Below are 24976 nucleotides of genomic sequence, written 5' to 3'. Positions count from 1 at the left end.
TAGGTAACTAGAAACCCATTTATTCACACTACTTCTTGCAGTGTTTAGACGTTTTGCAATATCGGTTCGGCTATTACCCTCATAAAATAAAGACACTGCGAGCAATCGCATGCGTTTTCGTGCGTTTGGTTCTTTACGAGAAAGCGCTAAAAGCTGTTCAGATATGTTTGAATTCAATGTTATTAGCCGGTGATTTTATATAGCCTATATTAGATCAGATATTTAAGCGGAATGGTATAAAAATGGACTTACGGTTAATTATAAATGGTAAAAAAGCGGCTGATGAGCAGCTCCGTGATGCCATCGGTCAATTTCGAACTCGTCAGCCACTTGCAGTGCGTGTTACTTATGAAGGCGGTGACATTGAGCGCTTTATTAATGAAGCCGTCACAGAGGGTGTAAAGCGTGTTGTCGTAGCTGGTGGCGATGGCACCGTTAATGAAGCCGTTAATGCATTAATGAAACTGGAAAAGTCACAACGTTTAGAGCTTGCTATTTTACCTATGGGCACGGCGAATGATTTTGCTACAGCCGCTAATATTCCTCACGGGTACTTGCCAGCACTGAAACTTGCCGCACAAGGTAAGTCGCATGCAATTGATACGGTAGAGGTTGATAAGCGTTATTTTGTAAACGTAGCCAGTGCTGGCTTTGGGGCAAAAATTACCGCAACCACACCGCCTGCATTGAAAAACTTACTCGGTGGTGGGGCGTATACCTTGGCTGGTCTTGTACAAGCGCTGAGTTTTGTACCTTACAGTGGCGAGTTAACGCTGCCTGATGGTGAACGTACTTCGGGCGATATTATTGCCGCTGCCGTATGTAATGGCCGCCAAGCGGGTGGCGGTCAGCCTCTTGCGCCCCATGCGTACATAAATGATGGCTTGGTTGATTTAGTGGCGTTTACATCATTTGCAATCTCAGATGTACCAGCGGTTATTGAAGAGCTCAGCAATTACCCTAACTTTTCACAACGGTGGGTAAAACGCTATCAAGTGCCTTGGCTTGAATGGCAAACACAAACAGAAATGCCAATAAACTTAGATGGCGAGCCAATCAGCTCAAAACAACAGCATTTTAAAGTGCATGCTGGCGCGCTAAACATAGTACTACCAGACGCTTGTCCGATGCTAAGATGAAAAATTTTGATGTTACTCGGTTTGCGCTGGTTTTGCTTGGACCGCAATGCTAGATTACTCCTGTAAAAATTAAATTCTCACGCAATGGACTTTAATTTTTAACAGTTTAGGTAATTTGAATGAATCAAACAGTGGAACAAACAATGAAAAAAGTAGGATTAGTCGGTTGGCGGGGCATGGTTGGCTCTGTGTTATTAGAACGTATGCAGCAAGAAAATGATTTTTCTAATATCGACACGACTTTTTTCACCACCTCACAAACCGGTCAATTAGGCCCTGATCTTGCTGGCCCAGCTAAACCGCTTTTAGATGCCAATGATATCGCTGAGCTTGCGAAGATGGATATTATTGTCACTTGCCAAGGCGGTGACTATACCAAAGCCGTTTACCCGCAATTACGTGAATCAGGTTGGCAAGGTTATTGGATTGATGCGGCATCGGCATTGCGTATGAGTGACGACAGTATTATTGTGCTAGACCCAGTAAACAAAGACGTTATCAGTGCGGGTTTAGAGCAAGGTGTTAAAACCTATGTGGGCGGAAACTGTACCGTATCACTTATGCTATTAGCCCTAGGCGGTTTATTTGAACAAGACTTGATTGAATGGGTCAGCCCAATGACATATCAAGCGGCTTCTGGTGCAGGCGCACGCAACATGAAAGAGTTAATTGCGCAAATGGGTGCAATTCACGAAACAGTGGCAGACAAACTGGCAGATCCAAATGCTGCGATTCTTGAGATTGATAAGTTAGTCACCGAAAAAATTGCCTCAAGCGATTTACCACAAGACCAGTTTGGAGTGCCTCTAGCCGGTAGCCTTATCCCTTGGATTGATGTACCAATGCCAAGCGGTCAAAGTAAAGAAGAGTGGAAAGCGCAAGTTGAAGCGAACAAGATTTTAGGCAGCAGTGAACAACCTATCCCTGTTGATGGCTTATGTGTTCGCATTGGTGCAATGCGTTGTCACTCACAAGCAATGACAATTAAGCTGCGCAAAGACATTAGCGTTGAGCAAATTGAAGAAATTCTTGCTTCTCACAATGAGTGGGTCAAAGTGATCCCGAATGATCGTGACATTACCGCTACAGACTTAACGCCTGTAAAAGTAACTGGCACGCTGTCTATTCCGGTAGGTCGTATTCGTAAATTAGCGATGGGCCCAGAGTATATCAGTGCGTTTACGGTTGGTGACCAACTGTTATGGGGTGCTGCTGAGCCACTGCGTCGCATGTTACGTATTATTGTCGATGGCTAGAACTGGTTTTACTTGGGTATAAAACCTTATTCTACTAACTCAGAGCTTCTGTTGAAAACTCAGCTGATTTTTACTCTGTTTCTAAATTCGCCTCGTATATAGAGGCGAATTTAGTTATTACTCGTGTATGTTATTAAAAACGATATTGAGCAGTGATACTAAAGTTTCTCGGTGCGCCATATTGATACTGGTTATAAAACCCAATTTGGCTGTAATAACGTTTATCAAATGCGTTCTCTAAATTAGCGCGCAATGTAAGTTGTTCGTTTACGTTGTATCTTGCCATTAGTCGAAAAAGCGCATAACTTTGCTGACTAACCTCAACTGAACTTCTATCAGGCTTAGTGACATTTCTATTGATTTCACTTTGCCAATTAAAACCAGCTCCCAATTGTAGACCACTTAGTATATTATTTAATTCATAAGTACTGAAAAGCTTTACTTGGTGTTTTGGGCTAGTGGTCGTTATCTTTTCTCCATCAGGGTCTTTTGTTTCAAATTGGCTATATCCAAAATAAACATTCCAATGCTCATTAATTGAACCATTTGCTTCAAATTCGAATCCTTGCGTTTTGGTGCCATCAATACCACGGTAAATAGGCACAGTAGTACCAGGTAATGTTTCTCCTGTTGCTTCGCCAACATTATCTTGACGGATCTCAAACACTGAAAATGAGGTGTCTAGCGCTTCTTCAAATAGGCTTGCTTTAACACCTGCTTCGTAGTTTTTTCCCTTAACAGGATCTAGGTAGCTGCCATCGGATTGAACTCTACTTTGTGGTGTGAAAATATCGGTGTAGTTAGCATACAAAGATACATTTTGCCCAACAGTATAGGTAGCGCCAATGTAACTGGTAAATTCATTATCAACTTCGTAATTATGAACGGTTCCGAAATTGTCTTGCTCAGTTTCCCAAATATCAATCCGTCCGCCTATAACCATTGAAAGCGCGTCAGTTACTTCAATATCAGAAGCAAGATATATTGCTTGTTGCTTTGTTTCTCCCCATGAGCCATACAAGATTTCATCACTCCATTGAGGGGTGGGATAAGTAAAGTTTTTATCTCTAAAATCACCCAAAGGCGGTGCTTCATTTAAAGAGCCATAATATGGGTTGGCAAACTCTTGTTTCTGCTGATTTACACCAATTAGAACTTGTTGAGAACGATCGAGTAACATAAAACGGCCCGATAATTTTAAGTCGTATGTATGTTGAGTGCGATTGCCATCAATAAATGCCAGTGAGCCAGGTATCATTCCTTCATTGGTTATTGGGTCTGGGTTACCCGTTGGCCATAACACATCATATTCTAAATCGTTATCGCCATAGATGTAGCTCGCTTTAACTTGCCAGTCATCACTAAAGTTATGTTCAATCGTGGCAAAGCTGTTCAACGCTTTGGTTTTAGATGATGCCCAGCGAGGAGCAGTTGATGTGTGGTGACTGTAATTAGTTCTATTACCTTGGTTGTCAAATAGCGGTAATCCACCAGACATTGAGCCTTCAGGCTTGGTATCTTGATAATCAGTTCCTAAGGTTAGTAATGTGTCACGCCCTAAATCTGCTTCAATAATACCGTAAAGGGTTTGTCTTTGTTGCTCGTAACGATGCTGATAACTTTCGCGATCTTGATATGCTATGACGACTCGACCTCGAACGCTTGCGTCTTGATTCAAGCCTCCCGATAAGTCAACAATACCGCGTAACTGTTGCCATGAACCAATACTTAGACTTACGTTTGCTTGAAATTGTTCTGTCGGACGCTTACGCACTAAATTGATAGCTGCCGATGGACTGCCCGCACCTAACATCAAACCAGTTGCTCCGCGAACAACTTCTATGCGCTGATAAATTGCGCTATCCATTAAGTTGTCACCATAGTTAAAGCGTGTATCGTAGGTTGTCGCCACACCGTCATACAAAATACTACTTACGCCAATACCGCGGGCACTGATTGAGTATCGGTCGTTGTCAGAAGGGCGGGTATTAATCCCCGCTACGCTGTTCATCACTTCAATAACAGAGTTTAGTTGTTGATCTTTTATCGCTTGCTCAGTCACGACTGTGGTTGATTGTGGTGTTTCAAGAAATGATAACTCTAAACCCGTTGCGGTACTCATTTGCTCAACTTTATAGCTTTGAGCATTGTTTTGTTCACCCACGACTGTGAGTACTTCCATATCGTGATGCTTTTTTTGCTCAGCCTGTAAAGATTGACTAAATATCGCTAAACAAGAAAGTGCGACAGGCGTGAGTTTAAAGTAGTTAGTCTTTGTCATTTTTTATCCGTAGTCCTATTACGTCTATAAGTAGTGAGGCCTATGTTTAGGCTATTGTTGTGTCATGTTGAAAGTCATGACGAGTGGAAAATCATGGAGTGGGCTTATGATATCCCCAGCAAAACGGAGGTTTTTCTCTTTAGATAGTTGGAATCATTAATCCATAGATATTGCGGCAGTTTAAAAATTTCCATTGTGTATATCCTTTAACATTGATTTAGTAACCAAGAGACAAGAAGAGTTTTTCTTCAGTCTCCAATTAATTAAAATCCGCAACACCCTGTACCGATTAGTGGGAATATATCACTTAATAAATGGTAATGTAAATTATTATCATTTATTAGGTGTGCAGTTAAAAGGCCTTTTGATTTGTTAGTTTTTTCGAATTGGTTAAAGGACATAACATTATTTGTGATTTAAGTCGTGGCTAAAGGCTAGTAGAAAACTCTTGATCAATTACAATGTTAGATTCAAGCAATCGGAGCAATTTTTAAAAAATTGAGAAAAGCATGCACACACCCAACAAGTGGAAAATGACACCAGAGCGAGTATCGCAGTTTATCAAAACCTACAGCTTTGCATTAATGGTTGATAGTGAGTTTGAGGCAACCCATCTACCATTAGTGTATAAACCCGATGAGGGCGAGTTTGGTACCTTATATGGTCATGTGTCACGGGCTAATCGTCATGGCAAAAGCTTGCAAGATACCCGTGTATTAGTGGTTTTTAATGGCCCACATAGTTATATTTCACCCACTTGGTATAGTGAGAAGCCAGCTGTATCGACCTGGAACTACGCTGCGGTGCATGCCCAAGGCATAATAGAATACCTTGATGATGACAACACCTTAGCCTGCCTAAATGAGTTAATTAGCCAATACGAGCCAAGTATTTTAAACGACACCAGTTTGTTGCCAGCTGATTATCAAGCCAAATTACTGCGTGGCATAGTGGGTATTAAAATCGAACTTGACTCAATTCAGGCAAAAGAGAAGTTAGGCCAGCATAAGTCGGCGGCGGATCAACAAGGTGTTTTAACAGGGTTAAAAGCAGATAAACACCCTGATGCCCAAGCTTTACTTTGCTATATGCTTAAACATGAAGTAGGAATAGGCAGCTAATTTGCATCCAGCAAATGCTGCCAATTGGTTGGAAAGTATCTAGCAATACTTTGTTAAAAGCATGTTAATTACTAAAACTAAAGTTAGTACATTCCACGTGTCTGTCAACTAAATGTCATATTTTTAACAGGTAAGTTTTGAGTAAAAGCAAGCATAAGGGGTATAAATTTCACGTTAACTTTATGTGGTCAAGCTTGCTTTGCCCCATAAAAATAAACACTTAATTATTTGCTGAACTTCCAAGGCCTCACTATATTTTCTTAAGTGCTTAGTTGGAAGTTGGCTATGAACATTTCAAAAAAATTAAAACTCGCCTTTGCGTCAGCAATTGCGCTGCCGTTGATCATTATTGCTGTGCTTGTAATTACACAAACAAGACAACAAGCCCTCGATAGTTTCGCTGAGCTTAGTCAAAGAGAAGCGAAACAAGTTGATAACGGTATCAGTATGTTTTTTGCTGAAATAGAGAAAAACGTCAATTATCTTGCATCCCATTCCGCTATCTTAGACGCCAAGCAAGGTGTTAAAACCCATATGCAATCACCTAGTGCAGAAAAGCTTGATCATCTAAGTGGTAGTAACATCGAAAAAAACGCCTTTCGTTTATTTGATCACTTTGGTGCCACCCATCCGGGACTTGCTTATATCTACATGGGGAATGAGCAAGGTGGTTATATTCAATGGCCAGAGGGTGAAGTCACAGCGAATTATGACCCAAGAGTAAGGCCTTGGTACGAAACTGGCAAAGCAGCAAATGGTAAAACGGTAAGAACCAATGCCTATTATTGGGCAGCAGATGACATGGTAATTGTTTCTACTGTTAAAGCGATTAAACAAGCAGGAGAGCTTATTGGTGTGCAGGGCATGGATGTATCCTTGCAGGGTCTTACCGATATTATTGCGAACATTAAACTTGGTGAAACTGGCTATTTAATGTTGATTGAAGATAGTGGCAATGTACTCGTTGACGTAAAAAATGCTGATTACAGGTTTAAGCAGCTAGCACAAGTCAATAACGGAAAATACAAACAGCTCGCTGAAAATAATCAGGGTCAATTTGAAATTGACATTAATGGCAAAGATTACTTAGCGAATATTTACACCTCGCAAAAACTAGGCTGGAAATTTATAGGCTTAGTGGAAAAATCTGAAGTAATGAGTGGCGCAAATGCAATGACGATTACTATTTTAGTCATCAGTGCAATCTTGATTGCTGTATTCATTCTTGTAGCTAGCTATATTTCTAAATTAATTTCTGCACCTATTGTTGAAGTGAGTGATGGTCTAACTGAAATATCGCAAGGTGGTGGTGACTTAACTAAACGTTTAGTGATTAAAACACGCGATGAAACGGCCAAACTGGCTAACAGCTTTAATTTATTTTTGAATTTGATTTCTGATTTAGTCACGCAAATTAATGAGTGTGCGCAAAATGTGAGTGATACCTCGGCGCAAACGTCATCACAAGCGGCGCAATTATCTGGCTCAACATCTCAGCAACAACAAGCCCTCGAAATGGCGGCCACAGCGATTAATGAAATGGCAGCGACAGCCAATGAAGTCTCTGCCAGTTGTGCCAATGCAGCCGAACTTGCATCGCAAACACAACAGGCCTCTGAGCTTGGACAAAGTGTTATATCTAAAACGGTTGATAGCGTTGTATCTCTATCTAAGGTGATCACCAAAGCAACTAAAGATATAAACCAACTCGACGCTGAAAGCGAAAATATCATGTCGATATTAAGCGTGATAAGAGGCATCGCAGAGCAAACCAATTTGTTAGCTTTAAACGCAGCAATTGAAGCGGCGAGGGCGGGTGAACATGGTCGAGGTTTTGCAGTTGTCGCAGATGAGGTGCGTGCGTTATCACAAAGAACCTCAGAATCGACAGAAGAAATAGCAAGTCAGTTAGATACGTTGCGCAAGATGTCTGATCAAGTGTCAAAAGAGATGACAACCAGCTTAGATCGCACAAACAAAACAGTGGAGTTAGCCCATTCAGCACAACAGCAATTTAGCGAAATAACTGCGTCTATCGTCAATATCAGCGATTTAAATACACAGATTGCCACTGCAGCTGAAGAGCAACAGCATGTAGCAGAAGACATTAACCGCAATGTTGTTGAAATAAAAAATGCGGCTGATGATGTAAGCGAAATTGCCCATAGTGCCAGAGGCAATGGTGAAAAACTAAACCTGTTATCGAAAACTCTAAATGATTTAGTGGGTAAGTTTAAAGTGTAAAATACTCTTTGTTTCATATACTTTGCATGCTTTAATGGAATAAATAACTAAAGCGTGTAACGAATCATTTTGTTATTTGATTAGAGAACACAAAGCACGAAAACTCCTATAAAATGGCAAATAATGAAAATAGATAGTGTGAACGCTGAAGATTACCCAGAGCTACTTGCTGTATGGGAAAACTCAGTTCGAGCAACCCATGATTTTATAACAGAAGACGACATCGCTTTTTTTAAGCCAATTATTATCGAGCAAGCGTTTCCGAATGTGACATTAAAGTGCATTAAGGATGAGCATCAGGCAATTTTAGGCTTTATAGGCGTACATGAATGCAAAATAGAAATGTTGTTCATTTTAGATGCCGCAAGAGGTAAGGGCATAGGTAAAGCACTACTCAACTATGCAGTTGAGCAATTAGCTGCCAACAAAGTGGATGTTAATGAGCAAAACCTACTTGCGGTTGGATTTTATCAACATAGGGGCTTTAAAATTGCCTCACGCTCGCCTTTAGATGATATGGGCAAACCATTTCCAATATTGCACATGGAACTCGTGTAGGAACGGCTTCAGCCGTGAAAGTCGAAATTTATAGCGACAAAACTTTAAACATTTTTCTAATTACGCGCTAAAGCACGACTTACAAACGCGCGAAACAAGTTTCACGCCTACGATGAATCTCGTAGGAACGGCTTCAGCCGTGAATTTAGATGTTCGGCGTTGAAACGCCTCCTACAAACTTGTATCTCGCAAACTTTACCCTCGTAACTCGCTAACTTTCCCCTTGAAACTCGTTAACTTTACTTTCGTCACTTATCTTTTGCTTAATTCAATGAACGCGATATGCTGAAGCAGCGAATAAATCATTACATGGGAGTAGCAAATGAATCTCAATCAGGTGACGTTACCTGTAAAGGATATGAATGAAGCGGTGGCTTTTTACTTAACATTGGGAATGATTCAGATAGTAGATACTCCGCATTACGCACGCTTTCAATGCCCTGATGGTGATGCCACATTTTCGCTGTCATTAGAAACCGGTAATTATAATAATAGTGCGGTAATTTATTTTGAACATGAGCAGCTCGATGAGCTCTATGCAAGCCTTGTTGAAAAAGGCATTCGCTTTGAACAGCCGCCTACTGCACAGCGTTATTTATGGACGGAAGCAATTCTAAAAGACCCATCAGGGAATAAAATCAAATTGTATTGGGCCGGAGAAAACCGCTTAAACCCGCCATGGAAGGTAGAAAAGAGAGGATGATATGTAATGAATATTACAGCAAAAGTTACATTCTTATTCTTAGATCGCCCCCCTCATGCATTTAGATATACTGGAAGTGGTTGTTACACTCGAATTTCGTATTTGAACCGTGTTGATACCAGCTGTAGACTTATTTTTGAAGAGGGTAAAGAGTTCTTTGATGGAGAAACTGCTGATATATTTATAGAAGTGTTGGATTCATCAGCTCATCAAGGTATGTATATTGGTATGCCTATTGAATTGTTTATATGTCATACAAAAATAGCAGAAGGCCAGATATCAAGCTTATTTTGAGAGTAACCCATGAATTTAAACAAGTGCTTTGAGGTTAAATGGTGGGCTTAATGACATTTTAAGAATTGTTTGGCGGGTGCTTTTTTATTACTCAGCTTTGAATCATTTTCAGCTATTGCTTGTAATTGTGGGTATTCATTAGAAAACTTTTACGAAAAATTTAAGTCAGTTCACTTAATCAAGGTCACAAATTTAAAACTAATAAAAGCCTCTGAGACTAATACCGTTAAAGTTGATTTTGATTTAACTGACACTCTATCGACTAATAAATCTATACCTAAAAATATATTGCTTAAACCAGGTGGCTGTACACCAAGTTTGATGCCTGAGTTTGCATATGTAATTTTTATTCCGAAAAATAATTCAACTGAAACATTTATAAATAAATGCACAAGCATTATTGAATTAGGTTTACTAGAGCATCCAGCTGCTCAAGAGAAAGTGAAAGCTATAAAAGAAGAAATTATCGAGTTGGATCGTAAATTTTCAGGTTCAGTTAGATTGCAAAGAGCTGCTTGATATTTATAAGTTTTAAATTGGAGGCGCTAGGGTCTAGGTCCTAGCGCCTAATAGCTAAAAACCTTACTGCTTTTCTTTCAGTAGTTGTTTTAGTTCGGCCATTTCAGCTTGCAGCTGAGCAATTTGCCCTTTAGTTGCAGGCATGTCGGCATCAGATGTTTGCTCTTCACGGGCGTTACGATGCTCTTCAGACATAACTTCTAAAATAGCACCAACCATCATGTTTAAAAATACAAAGGCTGTTAAAAAGATGAAGGTTAGATAAAAAATCCAGCTGAGCTCATACACAGCCATCGTTTCATACATAACATCGGTCCAATCCTCAAACGTGGCAATCCTGAATAGGGTGAGCATCGAAATAGACACATCGCCCCACAGTACTGGGTTGATGTCAGCAAACAGCATGCTACCCATGGCGGCATAAATATAGAAGATCACGAACATGAGCAGGGCGATATAGCCCATTTGCGGAATAGCTTTTAGAAGCGAGTTAACCAGCAGTCTAAGTTCTGGGATCATCGACACTAGTCGCAATACGCGGAAAATACGCAGTAATCGAGCGATAAAAATTGTTGAGCCTGCTGCAGGGTAAAGGCTACCCACCACGATTATAAAATCGAAAATGTTCCAACCTTTGCTGAAAAAGTCTTTAAAGCCTCGGCTTGCGATAAAGCGGATCACCAGTTCAACTAAAAAGAATACCGTGATACCTAAGTCCATCCAATGTAAGGCAAGCTCAACTGTTGGATGTAACGAATAGGTGTGTGCCCCCACAGTTAGTGCTGAAATAACAATGACAGCAATAACAAATGATTGAAAAATTTTACTTTTATCGATACGCTGAAACAGCTGTTGTAACTGCGACAACATCATATAGAACCCTTTGGTTGTAATATTTAAACCCACGCAATATACAGGAAATTGCAGCACCAATGTATAACTACATGAAGGAAATTTAATGTTTTTTAACGCTTTAAAATTAGCCGTGATTGCAACGCTTGCTGTGGTTTTATCAGCGTGTAGCTCTGATGCCCGTTATCATGAAATTCAATCAGCACGTTTAAGTGAATGCAATTATTTGGCAGATAAAGAATACCATGAGTGTGTTAAACGCCAGCAAGACAGTTACGAAGAATTTAAAAAACAACAAGCAGAACATGACTAAAACAGAAAAGCGTCTAGATAAGGTTATTCGAGTTGCTTTAACGCAAGCGTGCGAACTAGCAAAAGAACAAGTACACGAATTTTCATGGTTAACGCATACTGCTGATCTAAAAAAGCTACCGCAATCACTAAAAGTCAGTTGTTATTGTAAAGAGCTGCCGATAACCGCTGAGCAAACCCAGTTAATTAGCAGTCTAATTATCAAAGAATTGAGTGCAAAAGATTTAGCTATCAATGTAAAAGCAATTTCATTTTTAAAGGAATAATAATGTACTTAAATTTAGACCCTAAACAGATGGTTAGATTAAACCTGGCTCTTGCTGTGTTATTTATTTGTGTAGGTGTGTACAGCTTGCAATCAGACTCATTACCTATTTCAAGTTTTACCGGTTTTATATTTGCAATTGCTTTTATGGTGCAAGCCTATCGCTCAACAGAAAAATTTGCAGCCAAAACAGCCCTGAGTAAAACACTCACGACAACAGACACGAGCTTAACGGTTAAGCAGGTTTATTATGGCGAGCAAGAAAAGACTGTTGAATTAAGCCGTATTACGCAACTGAAAGTTGCTGATAACTATTTAGCCGTCATATTAGATGGCAACGGCCAAGGTTATGACTTTCAAATAAAAGGTAAAGCTGAAGCCATCACTGAACGTTTAAATGAGATATTGCCAAAGGCGCTGCTTAAAAACAGCCCAATCAAACAGGTTTAATTTGGTAAGCCAGCTGCAAATGGCTATAATCGGCAAAAATTATTGAAAGAGATATAGCAATGGCAGTGCCTACGCGTTCACAAATTTCAATTGGCTGCGAAGTCAACATTGTATTAAAACAAGATCAACGAACAGGTCAGTTAACTCAAGGTGTGGTATCCCGTATTTTAACTAAATCACCAAATCACCCGCATGGTATTAAAGTACAGCTTGATGATGGTCAAGTAGGGCGCGTGAAAGAGATTTTATCATGAGTGTTTTAAGCGAAAGTGAATTTTGGCAACTCGTGACTGCCGAAGATAAAACTGCCGAGCCTGAGTCTGTTTGTAATGTATTAAAAGCAAAGCTTACTGATTTATCTGACCAACAGCTGATGGAGTTCGATAAGCAGTTTAACCTACGTATGCGTAAAGCTTATACCTGGGATTTATTTGGCGCTGCATATGTGATGGCCGGATGTAACGACGATTATGGTTTTTCTGAGTTTTTATGTTGGCTTATTTCACGTGGTGAACAGGCTTTTTTGAAAGCGCTTGAAAACCCAGACTCAATTGCTGAGTGTACGCCTGTTTATCATTTAAACGAACAGCCTTACCCGTATTTAGATGAGTACGATTTAATTGCCGGTATGCTTTACGAAGAGCGTAATGATGACGAATTACCCTTTGTACCATCAGGCCTTGAGCAACCAAAAGGTAAACGCTTTAAAGATAAGGCCAAGTTTTTAAAACAAACTTACCCAAATTTATACGCCAAATATTGGCAACAACCGAACTAATTAAAAGCACCTAAGGGTGCTTTTTTATGCGCTAATACTTACTTTTCTATAGCTTTCAGAAATTTTTAGTACCTATATTTAATCATTTTGTGGTATCTTATTCACGCTATATTCAGCTAATTTAACAATATAAATCAGCAGGCTAAGTTTAGTTAGTTTGCTTAACACATATCAAAGGAAATGACAGTGTCAGAAAACGTATATCAAGCACCAGAAGCAAACCTTGCTACAGCGTCAACAGAAACAACTACCTTAAGCATGAAAGAAATCTTATTTTCTTTTAAAGGACGTATTCCTCGTAAGACTTATTGGTATTCTTTCTTAGGTATTATTGTAGCTTCATTTGTTTTTATGTTCGTAGTTGCATTATTAACAGGTGGTAATGAAACAGCAATCTCTGTAATCACACTAATCTTTTATATCCCGCTTATGTGGGTTTCGCTTGCGGTTCAAGTTAAACGCTGGCACGACCGTAATAAATCAGGTTGGTGGGTGCTGATTGGCTTAGTTCCACTGATTGGTGGTATTTGGGCGTTAATCGAAAATGGCTTTTTAGCAGGTGATGAAGCTGAGAACCGTTTCGGTAAACCTACTAGCTTATAAGCTTTACTGTGTGCTCTGAATATCAGAGCACACAAAACAAACGTGTCTAATGAAGCATTTAACAACGATTCAAATAGCTAGATTTATTATCAGCTTTAGTTGGCTTTATCATGGGCTGATGCCAAAACTTCTTCACATAGCCCCCTTAGAACAACAAATGACGGCAAGTTTTGGTTTTAATGCTGAAATTTCAATGCTCATTACTCGGGCAGCTGGCATAGGTGAAATTATATTTGCCGTGCTGTTTTTTATTTTCTATCGATCAATCTTAATCAATATTCTCAACATAGCTGCTTTAGTGGGGCTAATGCTGTTTGTTGCTGTTTTACAGCCCGCACTGTTAGTCGAAGCGTTTAATCCTGTGACTACAAACCTTGCTTTGATCGCCTTTAGCCTCGTATTAATTAAAGAACTCAAAGAACCACAGCTCAATGCTTAATACGCCGCACCAGTCACCAATAACTCAATTCACAAAAAAAGAAGAAAAAAAATTTTTATCTTCTTATTTATTTTTTATAGGGTTAGTACAGATTATTGCCGCATCCTATTTTTTGGATTTGCCTATAAAAGAGCAACTAATAGATGAGCAGGGCGTAGTACAACGCTTTTATGATTCACATAGAAATTGTGGCAAATTTAAATGTAAACTCATGACAGTTGTTGGTACTGAGAAGACGACTACATTCCTTAGACCAACTAACTTACCAATTAGCTTAAATGATAACGTTCATATTTTGGCTTCGTATGATAAAAGTGCCGAAGCGTATAAAGTCCATCAATTAAAACTTAATGGTAAAATGATTCAAAGTTATGAACAGGCGCTATTTAAAAGCAACATAGCTCGTATATTGCTTGGTATTTTTGGTCTGATTTTGATTGCTTTTAGTTTAATAAAAAAGTTTAAAGCTAAACCGAATAACAACGCTTAATTTCGTCAATCATGGCATTTGCTAAAGGCGAGCTGGCATTCGTTTTTGAGGTGATCAATACCACAGGAATATCGTAGTGATATTTACTCGGTTGAATAGCTTTAAAAATGCCTTTATCGACCCAGAACTGTGCGTAGTGATCGGGTAAATAACCAATAAACTCACCCGATAAAATTAAATGTGCAATACCTTCATCATGATAAGCAACAGCACTATTTTGATAGTTTAAACCGTCGTTTCGGCTTTCTTTATCACGCATGTAGTTACTGGTAATCACTTCGGCTTCTTTAATGAGCTCATCTATTTGTTTATCTTCACACTCAAATAATGGGTGACCGACTGCGCAATACAAAAAGTTAGTTTCATTGTGTAGGGCGGTGTAATCTAACCCGCGAATATGATGGCGGCTAACACCAATTCCTACTAATGAACGGCCATTGGCTACTGCGGTTTCTACCTCTCGTGCCTCGCACACATTAATATCGAACTGAATGTTTTTACCTTTGCCCTTTAACTTTGCGATTACGCGGGGAATGGCACAACGTGGGTCGCTGACCATGGTATCTATCATGGCAATACTTAAACGCCCCGATAACTCGTTTTTAGAGCTTGCTACGGTATTAGCAAAGGCTTCGCATTGCTGAAGCAGTTCAATTGATGCCTGATAAGTGATGGCGCCAGCGTCTGTTATTTCAAAACCACTGCGGCCACGTTTACATAATTTAATACCAAGCCTTACTTCTAAATCTGATAAATGCGCACTGATGGTGGAGCGGCCAATATTCAAACGTGACTCTGCGGCTGAAAGCCCGCCACACTCAACAATTGCTACAAAAACGCGCAATAAGCGCAGGTCTACGTCATGAACTTGCATAGCTCTTCTTTAAGTTCGATAAATCTGGAATGAATAACGATAATTATGCATTTGTAAAACAACTAGAGCAAGCTAGACTCCATCTAAATAAAACTTAATCCTGTTCTTTAGGAGTTATAAATGACATTTAAGTATGGTGTTGACCAATTAACGTTAGATAGCGTTAATGCTATTGCAGCCGGTACGTTACAGGCAGAGCTTTGCCAAGAAGCAATTGATAAAATTAATAAAAGCCGCCAAAACGTAGACAAAATGGCTGCCTCAGATAAAGCCATTTATGGTATCAATACGGGCTTTGGCCCATTGTGTGATACACAAATTTCTCCAGAAGAAACTAACCTTTTACAAAAGAACTTATTGATCACACACGCTGTTGGTGTGGGTGAGCCAATCGCTAAACCGATTTCAAAGCTGATGCTAATCACCAAAGTACACGCATTAAGCCAAGGTTTTTCAGGTATTCGTTTAACCGTTGTTGAGCGTATGCTTAAGTTTATTGAACTTGATATTATCCCTGTTGTACCAGAGCAAGGCTCAGTTGGCGCGTCAGGCGATTTAGCACCGTTATCACACTTATTCTTACCTCTTTTAGGTGAAGGTGAGTTTTGGGTAAACGACACAATCAAGCCAGCAGCAGAGGTATTAAAAGAGCATGGTTTAGCGCCTTTAGATTTACATGCTAAAGAAGGCCTAGCATTAATTAACGGTACTCAGTTTATTTTATCGCATGCCATTACTGCGCTTACTAAAATGCGTTACTTATTAGACCTTGCAGATATCGCAGGTGCTATGAGCATTGAAGGTATGCAAGGTAGCGAATCACCGTTCCGTGAAGAGTTACACGCAATTCGTGCTTTTAAAGGTAATGTTGAAGTTGCAGCACGTATGCGTAGCTTTTTTGCAGGCTCTGAAAACATGGCTTCACACACTGATTGTGACCGTGTTCAAGACCCTTACTCATTACGTTGTATTCCACAAGTTCATGGTGCATCGCGTAACGCGTACTACCATTTAAAAGAGCTTGCTGAAACAGAAATGAACTCTGTAACAGATAACCCAATTGTGATCAGCGAAGAAGAAGCCATTTCGGGTGGTGGTTTCCACGGTCAACCACTTGCTATGGTATTAGATTACGCATCAATCGCAGCGGCAGAGCTTGGTAACATTGCTGATCGTCGTTGTTACTTACTGCTTGAGGGCTTACACGGCTTACCACGTTTGTTAACGACATCGGGTGGCTTAAACTCTGGCATGATGATCCCGCAATATGTGACTGCGGCATTGGTAACAGAAAATAAATCATTGTGTTTCCCACCATCAGCAGACAGCGTACCAACATCAATGGGCCAAGAAGATCACGTATCTATGGGTAGTATCTCTGGTCGTAAGTTAAACCAGATTTTAGGTAACCTTGATAAAATCTTTGCTATTGAGCTGATGTATGCAGCGCAAGCAATCGAATTTAGACGTCCTAACAAGTGTTCAGACATCATTGAAGAAAACTTTGCGCTCATTCGCAGCAAAGTTGCCAAATTAGAAGAAGACCGCTTACTTAAGCCAGACATTGATGCCATGGTAGAACTTGTTAAATCGCAAGCGTTTAAAGTTAACTAAGGGAGCAAATAATGACTTTTCAAGAACAAATTAAGCAAGGTATCCCAAGCGTATTACCAGAGCCAAAACCGTATCCAAGTGATGCAAACCGTGCTCCAAAACGTAAAGACATTTTATCGGCTGACGAAAAGCAATTAGCGATTCGTAACGCATTGCGTTATTTCCCTAAAGAATGGCACAAAGAATTAGCCGCTGAATTTGCCGCTGAGCTTAAGCAATTTGGCCGTATTTACATGTATCGCTTTAAGCCTAACTATGAGCTTAAAGCGCGCTCAATCAGTGATTACCCGGCTAAATGCGAACAAGCTGCCGCTATCATGTTAATGATCGACAATAACCTTGATCCTGCAGTAGCACAGCATCCTGAAGAGCTAATCACTTACGGTGGTAACGGTGCGGTATTCCAAAACTGGGCGCAGTACTTATTAACCATGAAGTACTTAAGCGAAATGGAAGAAGACCAAACGCTACACATGTATTCGGGTCACCCTATGGGATTATTTCCATCATCAGTTGAAGCACCGCGTGTGGTTGTAACGAACGGTATGATGATCCCGAACTATTCGAAGCCGGATGACTGGGAAAAATTCAATGCACTGGGTGTAACTCAATACGGTCAAATGACTGCGGGTTCATTTATGTACATTGGCCCACAAGGTATTGTTCACGGTACAACCATTACGGTAATGAATGCATTCCGTAAAGTACTGGAAAAAGGCGAATCACCAAAAGGTAAGATCTTCTTAACTGCTGGTTTAGGCGGTATGAGTGGTGCGCAGCCTAAAGCGGGTAACATTGCTAACTGTATTACCGTGTGTGCTGAGGTTAACCCTAAAGCAGCTATTAAGCGTCATCAACAAGGTTGGGTTGATGAGCTAATTGATAACATGCCAGAGCTTGTTGAGCGTGTACGTACGGCTCAGCAAAATGAAGAAGTGGTTTCAATTGCCTTTATCGGTAACGTGGTTGATGTATGGGAAAGCTTCTTAGCTGAAGATATTTTCATTCACTTAGGTTCAGACCAAACTTCACTTCATAACCCATGGTCAGGCGGTTACTACCCGGTTGATATCAGCTATGAAGAGTCAAATCGTTTAATTCGTGAAGAGCCAGAAGTATTTAAAGAAAAAGTACAAGCGACGCTTAAACGCCACGCCGATGCTGTTAACAAGCACACGGCAAAAGGAACTTACTTCTTTGATTACGGTAATGCGTTCTTGCTAGAGGCATCACGCGCTGGTGGCGATGTAATGGCTGAAAACGGTATTGATTTTAAATACCCATCATATGTACAAGATATTCTTGGCCCAATGTGTTTTGACTACGGTTTTGGCCCATTCCGCTGGGTATGTACGTCAGGTAAACCTGAAGATCTTGATAAAACAGATGCGATTGCTGCAGACGTTTTAAATAAAATCATGGCAGACTCGCCTGAAGAGATCCAACAGCAAATGCAAGACAACATCACATGGATCAAAGATGCGAAGCAAAACAAACTGGTTGTTGGTTCGCAAGCTCGTATTTTATATGCCGATGCACAAGGCCGCGCTGAAATCGCTAAAGCCTTTAATGATGCTATTAATCGTGGCGAAATTGGTCCGGTTGTTCTTGGGCGTGACCACCATGATGTAAGTGGTACTGATTCACCTTTCCGTGAAACATCAAACATTTATGATGGTAGCCGCTTCACAGCAGATATGGCGATTCACAATGTAATTGGTGACGGTTTCCGCGGTGCTACTTGGGTATCTATCCACAACGGTGGCGGTGTTGGCTGGGGCGAAGTGATCAACGGCGGTTTTGGTATGCTACTCGATGGTAGTGAAGCTGCCGAGCGTCGTTTGAAATCTATGCTCTTATTTGATGTAAACAACGGTATTGCTCGTCGTAGTTGGGCGCGTAACGAAGAAGCTAATTTTGCGATTAAACGTGAAATGGCGCGTACCCCTAAACTTAAAGTGACCTTGTCTAATAACGTTGATGATGATGTTTTATCAAACTTAGATTTCTAAGTTGTGTCAATGCAAAAAGGCCATGTTGTAAGCGCAACATGGCCTTTTTTATTGCCAAAAAATATTAAATAGCGCATCGTTTGGGAGGCGTTTTTACGCTGAACACTAAAGGTTCACGGCTGAAGCCGATTCTATGTGAAAATTTTCAATGTTTTGTCGCCATAAATGACGACCTACAAGGCACCATCGTAGGCGTGAAACTTGTTTCGCGCGTTTGTAAGTCGTGCTTTAGCGCGTTAAAAGAGAAGTTAGCGAGGTAAGAGAGTAAAGTTTGACCAATTAATCAAGTTTGATTAATCTGTAAAACACATTTTAAAAGGAGGTTTAATATGTTTAAAGTTTTAACCTTGGCTGCTTTAGTCTCGTTAGCTGTACCTACAAACGCAAATGAAATTACAGCCGAGTTTCTTAAAAAAGAGCTAGAACTTGCTCATTCTCAGTACATTAAAGGTTCGAGCGATAGTGCGCTCTATGCGTTAAATGCACTTGCAAGAATTCTTGAGCTTGATAGCGCTAAAACTCTGCAAACAGAGTTAGGCCCTAATAATCTTGCTTTTACTTATCTTCGCATTGGACTCATTTATGAGCATGAAGGTGATCAGCATCAAGCCAACAACTATTTTGCCAAAGCGATGAATGCTCAACAAGGCGAAAAACTTCAGCTTGCAGAGCTCAAAGCTCATGTAACTAAATTAGACAAATCAGTGCAAAGTTAGCGAGATACGAGAGTAAAGTTAGCGAGTTACAAGTTTGTAGGAGGCGTTTTAACGCCGAACAAGTAGCAGCGAATTTATATCGCGTCCTAGAGCCTAAATCCTAGTGCCTAATGTTTTATAACTTAGGCGTGAAACGTGTTTCTCGCGTTTGTATTTAAAAGTAGCAGTATAAAGCTGCTGCTACTTAAGGTGCATGGTCTCAAAGATCATTGACTCGCAACTTTAATCATCTTTCTTAGCTTTTTTCGCGAGAATTTCGACTTCGGCTTTTTCGGTTACACCTGCCATACTCAGGGCTGTGCTGCCTACCGATTCATATTCAAGTTTGATTTTATCGAGTTTGGCGTCGTTTTTGTCAGGTAAACTTAAGCTACGTGATGACATTCCTTTGGTTAAAACACCAAGGTTATCAAACACCTTTTCTTCACCGGTATTCATAATAACTTTAATTTTCTTAAGATTCACTGTGCCATGAGTACATTTAATTTTAATATGGCTGTAACGACTGCTAGTGATTGGGTTAACAGTATCGGTTTCGCTTTTGTAGCTTACCTTTTTCTCGGCAATCGATTTCCATTCGTCATCACTCGCCAGGCTTTGCATGCTTGTTAAAGCAAGAAATGTCGTTAAGGTAATTAGTTTGATTAATTTCATAAGATTCCCTCCAAAGATGTCACTTTAAAATTTATAGCATATAAACAGCTTTGTTTCCTATGAGAAGTTAAATCACAGAACTAATTTCATGTTTTAGTCGTATTAACTAGTAGGTAATTAATTCACCAACCATAATCAGCATGCTATGCTAGTTAAGTGTCTATAAGTTTATGGATTTTCAATGAGATATTACTTTTGTTTAGTGTTTTTTTTGTTTTCAACATCGTCTTATGCAAGTGCTTTGCTTGATGTAAAGCCAAGCAATAAAACGCAGTTTTTGGCTTTGATAAAAGATAAACAAGGCAATTATAAAGTAAAAGAGGGTAGCGATGCGGTTTGCCAAAACGCATCCTTTGCATTGATAAAAGAACCTACGCAAGGCTTTAGGTTAGGAACGTTAATCGACTTTAGTGACTTACATAACGGAACCCAGGTGAAGAAGATCCCTAACTACTGTGTTGTCAGTTCGAAGTTAAAATACTTTGTAAATGGCATTGTTAGAACTAAGCGCTATTTTCGCTGTGATAATGAAGGCGACAACGGTTCAACAACAGAAGATCTGCGTTTTAAAGATAATGCCGATATTACTTACACGCTGAGTAAACCTGACGTGTCTTGTGTGTTTGAAAAGCAATAATAGTTTCCATCACACAATTTTAAGCCTATGATGGCTTTATTTTTTAACTGATAATTCTATGACTAGCCAATTTATTCAAGCATTTTTAGTGCTTGCTGCTTTTTATATAGCAAGCCTTATTATTGACCGCGCTATTAAACAGTTTCAACGTCGCTTTGATTCAACCGCTCTTGAAACTTTTCGGCTGATTTCTAACTCGCAGCGCGCTATTTTATTATTCATTGGTATTGTGCTGGCGTTATCGAAACTGGGTTTTGACGTAGCCGCGTTAGTTGCTGGCTTAGGCCTAACAGGCTTTGCTTTGGGTTTTGCGTTGAAGGATGCTATTTCAAACCTAGTCGCAGGTGTCATGATTGTGCTTTATAAACCCATTAAGCTTGGTAATTACATTGAAGTGAGTAACTCAAAGGGCACTGTGATTGATCTTAATTTGCGCTATATCACAATTAAAGGCGAGGGAGCGGTGCATTTAATTCCTAATTCTTTAATTTTAAGTAATAAAGTGTCAATCATTGATCGCGATGACGATTAATCACAAATTTTAGCCATAAAAAAAGCAGCCTAGGCTGCTTTTTTAAGTTTTAGCAAATTACATTTGAGATTGCAGGTAATTCTCAAGCCCTGCGGTTTTGATTAACTGCTGCTGTGTTTCAAGCCAATCAATCTGTTCTTCTTGCTCATTTAAGATGTTATCTAGCGCTTCACGGCTGATGTAATCTTTTTTCTCTTCAGCAAGTTTAATTGCCGCTTTAAGATCAGGTAATGAATCAAGTTCAAAGCTCATATTCGCTTCGATCATTTCTTCAGAGTTTTCACCTATACGTAGGCGGCCTAAATCTTGTAAATTTGGTAAACCTTCTAAAAACAAAATACGCTCAATTAAACGGTCGGCGTTTTTCATTTTTTGAATAGATACTTTGTAATCAGCTTTGTCTAATTTTGAAAAACCAAAATCTTTAAACATACGAGCGTGTAAAAAGTATTGGTTAATACCTACTAATTCATTCGCTAATACTTTATTAAGTGCAGCAATGACGCTTTTATCACCTTTCATACAATTAGCCTCTATTCGCCCATTTGAGATTGATGGTAGTTTTGGCTACCAATTTTGTCGATTAGACCAAGCTGTTGTTCTAACCAGTAAACATGATCTTCTTCTGTATCAAACAATAGCTTCTCAAGCACTTCACGTGATTGATAGTCTTTTTCTTGTTCACAGATGGCAATGGCTTCTTTAACACAGTCAACCACTTCTAGCTCAAGTGTAAGGTCATTTTGCATCATGCTCTTTACGTCTGAGCCAATTAATAGGTCACGACGCTTAGTCATGTTTGGTACGCCTTCTAAAAACAGAATACGTTTGATCAACCAATCAGCGTGATCTTTTTCTTCTTCCATTTCGTGGTTAAGGCGCTCATACAGCTTATTTAGGCCCCAATCGTCATACATACGAGAATGAATAAAGTATTGATCTATAGCAGCTAATTCGTTTGCGAGTAGTTTGTTAAAACTATCTATGACTTTTTGGTTACCTTTCATAATGCTGTCCTCAAATTCCAAGTTGCGGTAATTGTAGTATATAAAAACAAGATTGCAAACTTTTTCCTTTGTAAATCAGTTGTTTACTATTGATTGTGATTCTCGTTTAAGTTTGCGTTAATGGTTGATAAATGAACAGTTTATCGTTTCTATTTTTAAATGAAAAAAGCCCTTACTAAGAAGGGCTTGTTGTTCTAAACAAAGTTTAATTTAGAAACTATAGGTTGCACCAAGTGTCACAGTGGTACCTAAACCTTTAATGTTATAGCCACCGTAGGTGTATGACTGGGCACGGGCAGGGTAGTAATCATTGTTAAATAGATTTTCTACACCCATAAACGCTTGCCAGTTATCGCTAAAGTTATAACGGCCGCTTAGGTTGAACAGGTTGTAACTGCTAATTGGCCCTTGGTCGCCAACATAATCGCCGTCTGTATTTGGTTCAAAGCGTTTGCGTGAACCCACATATAAATAACTCACCGTCAGTGATAATTCATCATTAGGCTGCCAGTTTAAGTTAGCAGTGCCTTTTGGTGGGCTTATTTGGCGCGAACCTAAGTAAATGTCGTCTTCGGTGTTTTTACCTTCAACATAGCTGTAAGTTGCAACCAGTTTTAGAGTTGGATTAATTTTATAATCAACTAATGTTTCGTAACCCCAAATCTCTTGCGGTGCACGTACCGGCTCATACACACCAGTTACTTCATTAAAGCTATTCGTGGTGCCAAATTCTGATGTACTGCGATAGGCTGCAAATTCAAAACGTAAGTCATCAAACTGTGAGGTAAAACCAATTTCATAGTTATCGATGATTGATGCTTCTGTTTGAATTAAGCTAATATCATTTACCGTTGCTGCACGTAATAGGCGGCCAATATCTGAGATATCAGAGCCTTGTGAATAATTGGCAAACGGGCTGAAGGCCTCAAGTAAATTGTATTTCACACCTACATTATAAGTGGTTGCATCATAATCTATGGTGTCACCCTTTACACTAAGCGGCACTGAGCACTGTGTTTCTGAGCGGCAAAGCTTTAAGGTTTCATAGTCATCAACGGTTAAATCAATGCTCTCTTGGCGCACACCCGCTTTAATAACTAAATCATTATTGATAACCCATTTTGTTTGTAAAAAGCCAGCAAGGCTTTCCATATCCATTTCTGGTACCCAAACACGGCCATCTACAAGTGGCTGAGACGTCACATCATTCAGTGCATCTAGGCCATAAATGAAGGTAGCTTCAACATTGTCAAAATCAACAAGGGTATTAAAGGTAGCGCGCGCCCCTTTCTTTTCAGAGCGAATAATTGATTGGCCGCCTTCGTAGCCTTCGTCTGGGTTAGCTAGGTTGGTAGAAAAGAAAAACACGTTCTCGATGTCTTGCATGTAAAGATCGAGCGTCATTTGGGTATTAGTAAACAGGGCATAGTCTGTGTATTTTAAGGTAATGTTTTCGTTACCATCTGGGCCTTGTGGTTTACCTTTCTTTTGCAGCTCTTTAGGTACATGAATGGCATAGGTTTTTTCGCCATCGTTTAGGTTACCAACTACGTCACCTAAATCGGTTTTTTGTTGAGAGCTAAAGTAGTTATAGCTAAATTGCAGTTGCTTCTCATCGTCAAAATCATAACCTAGTTTGGTGAAGTAGTTTTCGGTTACTGCATCAGATAAACCATATTGTAAGCCAAGAATATCGCCTTCTGCGTCACGTTGAACACCATTTTCTTCGTAACTTGCGGTAAATAAGTAGCTAACTTTATCAGCTCTGCCGTTAATCGCTGCAGAGACACGGGCACCAGCGCTTTCTTCAAGTTTTACTGCACTAAAGCGTGAAGATAGGCTAATTTCACCTTCAGGCTGACCATCACTTGTTGCTTGTTTTGTGATGTAGTTAATAATACCGCCCGATGCACCATTACCATAAACAGAGGTAGCCCCTTTGATCACTTCAATACGTGCAATGGCACTTGGGTCGAGTGTTTTGACCCCTAACGAACCGTTTCTGAGTGGTGTAGATTGTGGCACACCATCAATCATCACAAGTGGTGCACGGCCACGTAAACTCTGACCTGTATTACTCGAACTACCTGTATCAGGTGCAAGACCAGGTACCATTTGCGCAAGTAAGCTTTGTAGTTCTGGATTAACTTTTAAATGCTCTTCAATTTGCTTTTGGCTAATAATCGTGACAGAAGCGGGTACTTCATCAATGCTTTCAAATACACGGCTGCCCGATACAACAACGTGTTCCATTTCTTCTGCGGTAAGTTTTTTATTGATGGCATTATCAGCAAATGATTGGCCGCTAATTGCAAGAGCGACCAGAGTAAGTGAGGTTTTTAACATGCTTGTCCTTGTTAAATCGGTATTTATTATGTGATTGTGCGGCAGTCTAAATGTAAAGAAGTGTAAAGGCAAGGCTAATGATAATTGTTTGCAATAATTAGCTGTATTGTTTTGTACCTACTTTTAAATTAGTTATTTAGCAAATAGCTATTAGGTTTAGCAGGACTGTAGCTGTGTTTTTATACCAATCCGCTTAATTAAGTAGTCTATTTTGAGGCAATAAAACCTCGTTGATAACAAGGCAAAAATTTCGTTATTTAGTTGTTCTAAATGAGAAATT

Annotated in this window: 29 protein-coding genes; 21 read left to right on the top strand and 8 right to left on the bottom strand. The window is 39.8% G+C overall.

Translation table 11 applies throughout. The features are described from left to right. A partial coding sequence (locus tag BIZ38_RS22045) for a helix-turn-helix domain-containing protein (protein WP_222938042.1) occupies positions 1-111 on the bottom strand: 111 nt, incomplete at its 3' end. A 131-nt stretch (positions 112-242) separates the two neighbouring features. Here BIZ38_RS22045 and yegS point away from each other — a divergent pair. Together yegS and asd are read left to right on the top strand one after the other, a co-directional pair. Continuing rightward, a complete protein-coding gene (gene yegS, locus BIZ38_RS20115; RefSeq protein WP_187491131.1) occupies positions 243-1139 on the top strand; it encodes a lipid kinase YegS in 897 nt (298 codons plus the stop codon). 119 nt (positions 1140-1258) lie between these two features. Beyond that, positions 1259-2395, top strand: a complete 1137-nt coding sequence (asd, locus tag BIZ38_RS20110; RefSeq protein ID WP_054552076.1) for an aspartate-semialdehyde dehydrogenase — start codon at positions 1259-1261, stop codon at positions 2393-2395. A gap of 133 nt (positions 2396-2528) precedes the next feature. On the opposite strand, the gene BIZ38_RS20105 is transcribed toward asd, so the two are convergent. After that, the gene (locus tag BIZ38_RS20105) at positions 2529-4577 is read right to left on the bottom strand and encodes a TonB-dependent siderophore receptor (RefSeq protein WP_249362625.1); all 2049 of its coding nucleotides are present in this window, start codon (positions 4575-4577) and stop codon (positions 2529-2531) included. Between the two features lie 608 nt (positions 4578-5185). Between BIZ38_RS20105 and BIZ38_RS20100 the strand changes: the two genes are divergently transcribed. The 6 genes from BIZ38_RS20100 to BIZ38_RS20075 all read left to right on the top strand — a co-directional run bounded on the left by BIZ38_RS20100 (position 5186) and on the right by BIZ38_RS20075 (position 10115). Then, on the top strand, positions 5186-5797 hold the full coding sequence (locus tag BIZ38_RS20100; RefSeq protein ID WP_138599977.1) for an FMN-binding negative transcriptional regulator: 612 nt from the start codon (positions 5186-5188) through the stop codon (positions 5795-5797). A 285-nt stretch (positions 5798-6082) separates the two neighbouring features. Further along, on the top strand, positions 6083-8041 hold the full coding sequence (locus BIZ38_RS20095) for a methyl-accepting chemotaxis protein (protein ID WP_138599976.1): 1959 nt from the start codon (positions 6083-6085) through the stop codon (positions 8039-8041). A gap of 123 nt (positions 8042-8164) precedes the next feature. Next, on the top strand, positions 8165-8599 hold the full coding sequence (locus tag BIZ38_RS20090) for a GNAT family N-acetyltransferase (RefSeq protein WP_138599975.1): 435 nt from the start codon (positions 8165-8167) through the stop codon (positions 8597-8599). Positions 8600-8921: 322 nt separating this feature from the next. Continuing rightward, positions 8922-9302 carry a VOC family protein gene (locus tag BIZ38_RS20085; RefSeq protein ID WP_187491130.1) on the top strand — a complete coding sequence of 127 codons (381 nt, stop codon included), beginning with the start codon at positions 8922-8924 and terminating at the stop codon, positions 9300-9302. A gap of 6 nt (positions 9303-9308) precedes the next feature. Beyond that, a complete protein-coding gene (locus tag BIZ38_RS20080; RefSeq protein WP_187491129.1) occupies positions 9309-9596 on the top strand; it encodes a hypothetical protein in 288 nt (95 codons plus the stop codon). A gap of 69 nt (positions 9597-9665) precedes the next feature. Next, positions 9666-10115, top strand: a complete 450-nt coding sequence (locus BIZ38_RS20075) for a hypothetical protein (RefSeq protein ID WP_187491128.1) — start codon at positions 9666-9668, stop codon at positions 10113-10115. Between the two features lie 63 nt (positions 10116-10178). Here BIZ38_RS20075 and BIZ38_RS20070 read toward each other — a convergent pair whose 3' ends face one another. Beyond that, complete coding sequence (locus BIZ38_RS20070) at positions 10179-10985, bottom strand: ion transporter (protein WP_171041553.1); 807 nt, start codon at positions 10983-10985, stop codon at positions 10179-10181. Positions 10986-11073: 88 nt separating this feature from the next. Here BIZ38_RS20070 and BIZ38_RS20065 point away from each other — a divergent pair, with 88 nt between their 5' ends. The 8 genes from BIZ38_RS20065 (at position 11074) to BIZ38_RS20030 (ending at position 14304) form a co-directional block, all read left to right on the top strand. Beyond that, the gene (locus tag BIZ38_RS20065; protein ID WP_138599973.1) at positions 11074-11280 is read left to right on the top strand and encodes a hypothetical protein; all 207 of its coding nucleotides are present in this window, start codon (positions 11074-11076) and stop codon (positions 11278-11280) included. Next, the gene (locus BIZ38_RS20060; protein WP_138599972.1) at positions 11273-11545 is read left to right on the top strand and encodes a hypothetical protein; all 273 of its coding nucleotides are present in this window, start codon (positions 11273-11275) and stop codon (positions 11543-11545) included. The genes BIZ38_RS20065 and BIZ38_RS20060 overlap by 8 nt, the downstream gene beginning before the upstream one ends. 2 nt (positions 11546-11547) lie before the next feature. After that, positions 11548-11994 carry a hypothetical protein gene (locus BIZ38_RS20055; protein WP_138599971.1) on the top strand — a complete coding sequence of 149 codons (447 nt, stop codon included), beginning with the start codon at positions 11548-11550 and terminating at the stop codon, positions 11992-11994. Between the two features lie 59 nt (positions 11995-12053). Then, on the top strand, positions 12054-12248 hold the full coding sequence (locus BIZ38_RS20050; RefSeq protein ID WP_036971837.1) for a YwbE family protein: 195 nt from the start codon (positions 12054-12056) through the stop codon (positions 12246-12248). Continuing rightward, positions 12245-12772, top strand: coding sequence for a DUF4240 domain-containing protein (locus BIZ38_RS20045; RefSeq protein ID WP_138599970.1), 528 nt, complete (start codon positions 12245-12247; stop codon positions 12770-12772). The genes BIZ38_RS20050 and BIZ38_RS20045 overlap by 4 nt, the downstream gene beginning before the upstream one ends. Before the next feature lie 186 nt (positions 12773-12958). Next, positions 12959-13375 carry a DUF805 domain-containing protein gene (locus BIZ38_RS20040; RefSeq protein ID WP_138599969.1) on the top strand — a complete coding sequence of 139 codons (417 nt, stop codon included), beginning with the start codon at positions 12959-12961 and terminating at the stop codon, positions 13373-13375. A gap of 49 nt (positions 13376-13424) precedes the next feature. Continuing rightward, positions 13425-13814 carry a DoxX-like family protein gene (locus BIZ38_RS20035; protein ID WP_138599968.1) on the top strand — a complete coding sequence of 130 codons (390 nt, stop codon included), beginning with the start codon at positions 13425-13427 and terminating at the stop codon, positions 13812-13814. Beyond that, positions 13807-14304 (top strand): hypothetical protein, encoded by a 498-nt coding sequence (locus tag BIZ38_RS20030; RefSeq protein ID WP_187491127.1) that lies wholly within the window; start codon positions 13807-13809, stop codon positions 14302-14304. Before BIZ38_RS20035 ends, BIZ38_RS20030 begins: the two co-directional genes overlap by 8 nt. On the opposite strand, the gene BIZ38_RS20025 is transcribed toward BIZ38_RS20030, so the two are convergent. Next, positions 14282-15178, bottom strand: coding sequence for a LysR family transcriptional regulator (locus tag BIZ38_RS20025; protein WP_138599966.1), 897 nt, complete (start codon positions 15176-15178; stop codon positions 14282-14284). The genes BIZ38_RS20030 and BIZ38_RS20025 overlap by 23 nt on opposite strands. 120 nt (positions 15179-15298) lie before the next feature. On the opposite strand from BIZ38_RS20025, the gene hutH reads away from it, so the two are divergent. From hutH to BIZ38_RS20010, 3 genes are all read left to right on the top strand, one after another. Next, complete coding sequence (hutH, locus tag BIZ38_RS20020; protein ID WP_138599965.1) at positions 15299-16792, top strand: histidine ammonia-lyase; 1494 nt, start codon at positions 15299-15301, stop codon at positions 16790-16792. Between the two features lie 11 nt (positions 16793-16803). After that, positions 16804-18804, top strand: coding sequence for a urocanate hydratase (locus BIZ38_RS20015; protein WP_138599964.1), 2001 nt, complete (start codon positions 16804-16806; stop codon positions 18802-18804). 329 nt (positions 18805-19133) lie between these two features. Then, positions 19134-19520, top strand: coding sequence for a hypothetical protein (locus BIZ38_RS20010; protein WP_166340890.1), 387 nt, complete (start codon positions 19134-19136; stop codon positions 19518-19520). A 222-nt stretch (positions 19521-19742) separates the two neighbouring features. On the opposite strand, the gene BIZ38_RS20005 is transcribed toward BIZ38_RS20010, so the two are convergent. Next, positions 19743-20174 carry a hypothetical protein gene (locus BIZ38_RS20005; RefSeq protein ID WP_138599963.1) on the bottom strand — a complete coding sequence of 144 codons (432 nt, stop codon included), beginning with the start codon at positions 20172-20174 and terminating at the stop codon, positions 19743-19745. A 181-nt stretch (positions 20175-20355) separates the two neighbouring features. Here BIZ38_RS20005 and BIZ38_RS20000 point away from each other — a divergent pair, with 181 nt between their 5' ends. Both BIZ38_RS20000 and BIZ38_RS19995 read left to right on the top strand, forming a co-directional pair. Continuing rightward, a complete protein-coding gene (locus BIZ38_RS20000; protein ID WP_054552093.1) occupies positions 20356-20811 on the top strand; it encodes a hypothetical protein in 456 nt (151 codons plus the stop codon). A 58-nt stretch (positions 20812-20869) separates the two neighbouring features. After that, positions 20870-21343: a mechanosensitive ion channel family protein gene (locus tag BIZ38_RS19995; protein ID WP_187491126.1), complete on the top strand. Its 474-nt coding sequence runs from the start codon at positions 20870-20872 to the stop codon at positions 21341-21343. A gap of 57 nt (positions 21344-21400) precedes the next feature. Here the strand turns inward: BIZ38_RS19995 and bfr (BIZ38_RS19990) are convergent, their stop codons facing one another. The 3 genes from bfr (BIZ38_RS19990) to BIZ38_RS19980 all read right to left on the bottom strand — a co-directional run bounded on the left by bfr (BIZ38_RS19990) (position 21401) and on the right by BIZ38_RS19980 (position 24696). Then, on the bottom strand, positions 21401-21865 hold the full coding sequence (gene bfr / locus BIZ38_RS19990; RefSeq protein ID WP_054552095.1) for a bacterioferritin: 465 nt from the start codon (positions 21863-21865) through the stop codon (positions 21401-21403). Between the two features lie 11 nt (positions 21866-21876). Then, positions 21877-22350, bottom strand: a complete 474-nt coding sequence (bfr, locus tag BIZ38_RS19985; protein WP_054552096.1) for a bacterioferritin — start codon at positions 22348-22350, stop codon at positions 21877-21879. A gap of 210 nt (positions 22351-22560) precedes the next feature. Further along, entirely contained in the window at positions 22561-24696 is a 2136-nt protein-coding gene (locus BIZ38_RS19980; protein WP_187491125.1) for a TonB-dependent receptor, read from the bottom strand. Between the last annotated feature and the right edge of the window lie 280 nt (positions 24697-24976).

The sequence above is a fragment of the Pseudoalteromonas sp. BZK2 genome (genome assembly GCF_014349195.1).
Lineage (GTDB): Bacteria > Pseudomonadota > Gammaproteobacteria > Enterobacterales > Alteromonadaceae > Pseudoalteromonas > Pseudoalteromonas simplex.
This window is presented reverse-complemented; position numbering and strand designations above follow the sequence as displayed.

Excerpts from the sequence above, each read along its gene's own strand:
- yegS (WP_187491131.1), top strand. The coding sequence starts at position 243 with ATGGACTTACGGTTAATTATAAATGGTAAAAAAGCGGCTGATGAGCAG.
- asd (WP_054552076.1), top strand. The coding sequence starts at position 1,259 with ATGAATCAAACAGTGGAACAAACAATGAAAAAAGTAGGATTAGTCGGT.
- BIZ38_RS20105 (WP_249362625.1), bottom strand. The coding sequence starts at position 4,577 with ATGGAAGTACTCACAGTCGTGGGTGAACAAAACAATGCTCAAAGCTAT.
- BIZ38_RS20100 (WP_138599977.1), top strand. The coding sequence starts at position 5,186 with ATGCACACACCCAACAAGTGGAAAATGACACCAGAGCGAGTATCGCAG.
- BIZ38_RS20095 (WP_138599976.1), top strand. The coding sequence starts at position 6,083 with ATGAACATTTCAAAAAAATTAAAACTCGCCTTTGCGTCAGCAATTGCG.
- BIZ38_RS20090 (WP_138599975.1), top strand. The coding sequence starts at position 8,165 with ATGAAAATAGATAGTGTGAACGCTGAAGATTACCCAGAGCTACTTGCT.
- BIZ38_RS20085 (WP_187491130.1), top strand. The coding sequence starts at position 8,922 with ATGAATCTCAATCAGGTGACGTTACCTGTAAAGGATATGAATGAAGCG.
- BIZ38_RS20080 (WP_187491129.1), top strand. The coding sequence starts at position 9,309 with ATGAATATTACAGCAAAAGTTACATTCTTATTCTTAGATCGCCCCCCT.
- BIZ38_RS20070 (WP_171041553.1), bottom strand. The coding sequence starts at position 10,985 with ATGTTGTCGCAGTTACAACAGCTGTTTCAGCGTATCGATAAAAGTAAA.
- BIZ38_RS20065 (WP_138599973.1), top strand. The coding sequence starts at position 11,074 with ATGTTTTTTAACGCTTTAAAATTAGCCGTGATTGCAACGCTTGCTGTG.
- BIZ38_RS20060 (WP_138599972.1), top strand. The coding sequence starts at position 11,273 with ATGACTAAAACAGAAAAGCGTCTAGATAAGGTTATTCGAGTTGCTTTA.
- BIZ38_RS20055 (WP_138599971.1), top strand. The coding sequence starts at position 11,548 with ATGTACTTAAATTTAGACCCTAAACAGATGGTTAGATTAAACCTGGCT.
- BIZ38_RS20050 (WP_036971837.1), top strand. The coding sequence starts at position 12,054 with ATGGCAGTGCCTACGCGTTCACAAATTTCAATTGGCTGCGAAGTCAAC.
- BIZ38_RS20045 (WP_138599970.1), top strand. The coding sequence starts at position 12,245 with ATGAGTGTTTTAAGCGAAAGTGAATTTTGGCAACTCGTGACTGCCGAA.
- BIZ38_RS20035 (WP_138599968.1), top strand. The coding sequence starts at position 13,425 with ATGAAGCATTTAACAACGATTCAAATAGCTAGATTTATTATCAGCTTT.
- BIZ38_RS20030 (WP_187491127.1), top strand. The coding sequence starts at position 13,807 with ATGCTTAATACGCCGCACCAGTCACCAATAACTCAATTCACAAAAAAA.
- BIZ38_RS20025 (WP_138599966.1), bottom strand. The coding sequence starts at position 15,178 with ATGCAAGTTCATGACGTAGACCTGCGCTTATTGCGCGTTTTTGTAGCA.
- hutH (WP_138599965.1), top strand. The coding sequence starts at position 15,299 with ATGACATTTAAGTATGGTGTTGACCAATTAACGTTAGATAGCGTTAAT.
- BIZ38_RS20015 (WP_138599964.1), top strand. The coding sequence starts at position 16,804 with ATGACTTTTCAAGAACAAATTAAGCAAGGTATCCCAAGCGTATTACCA.
- BIZ38_RS20010 (WP_166340890.1), top strand. The coding sequence starts at position 19,134 with ATGTTTAAAGTTTTAACCTTGGCTGCTTTAGTCTCGTTAGCTGTACCT.
- BIZ38_RS20005 (WP_138599963.1), bottom strand. The coding sequence starts at position 20,174 with ATGAAATTAATCAAACTAATTACCTTAACGACATTTCTTGCTTTAACA.
- BIZ38_RS20000 (WP_054552093.1), top strand. The coding sequence starts at position 20,356 with ATGAGATATTACTTTTGTTTAGTGTTTTTTTTGTTTTCAACATCGTCT.
- BIZ38_RS19995 (WP_187491126.1), top strand. The coding sequence starts at position 20,870 with ATGACTAGCCAATTTATTCAAGCATTTTTAGTGCTTGCTGCTTTTTAT.
- bfr (WP_054552095.1), bottom strand. The coding sequence starts at position 21,865 with ATGAAAGGTGATAAAAGCGTCATTGCTGCACTTAATAAAGTATTAGCG.
- bfr (WP_054552096.1), bottom strand. The coding sequence starts at position 22,350 with ATGAAAGGTAACCAAAAAGTCATAGATAGTTTTAACAAACTACTCGCA.
- BIZ38_RS19980 (WP_187491125.1), bottom strand. The coding sequence starts at position 24,696 with ATGTTAAAAACCTCACTTACTCTGGTCGCTCTTGCAATTAGCGGCCAA.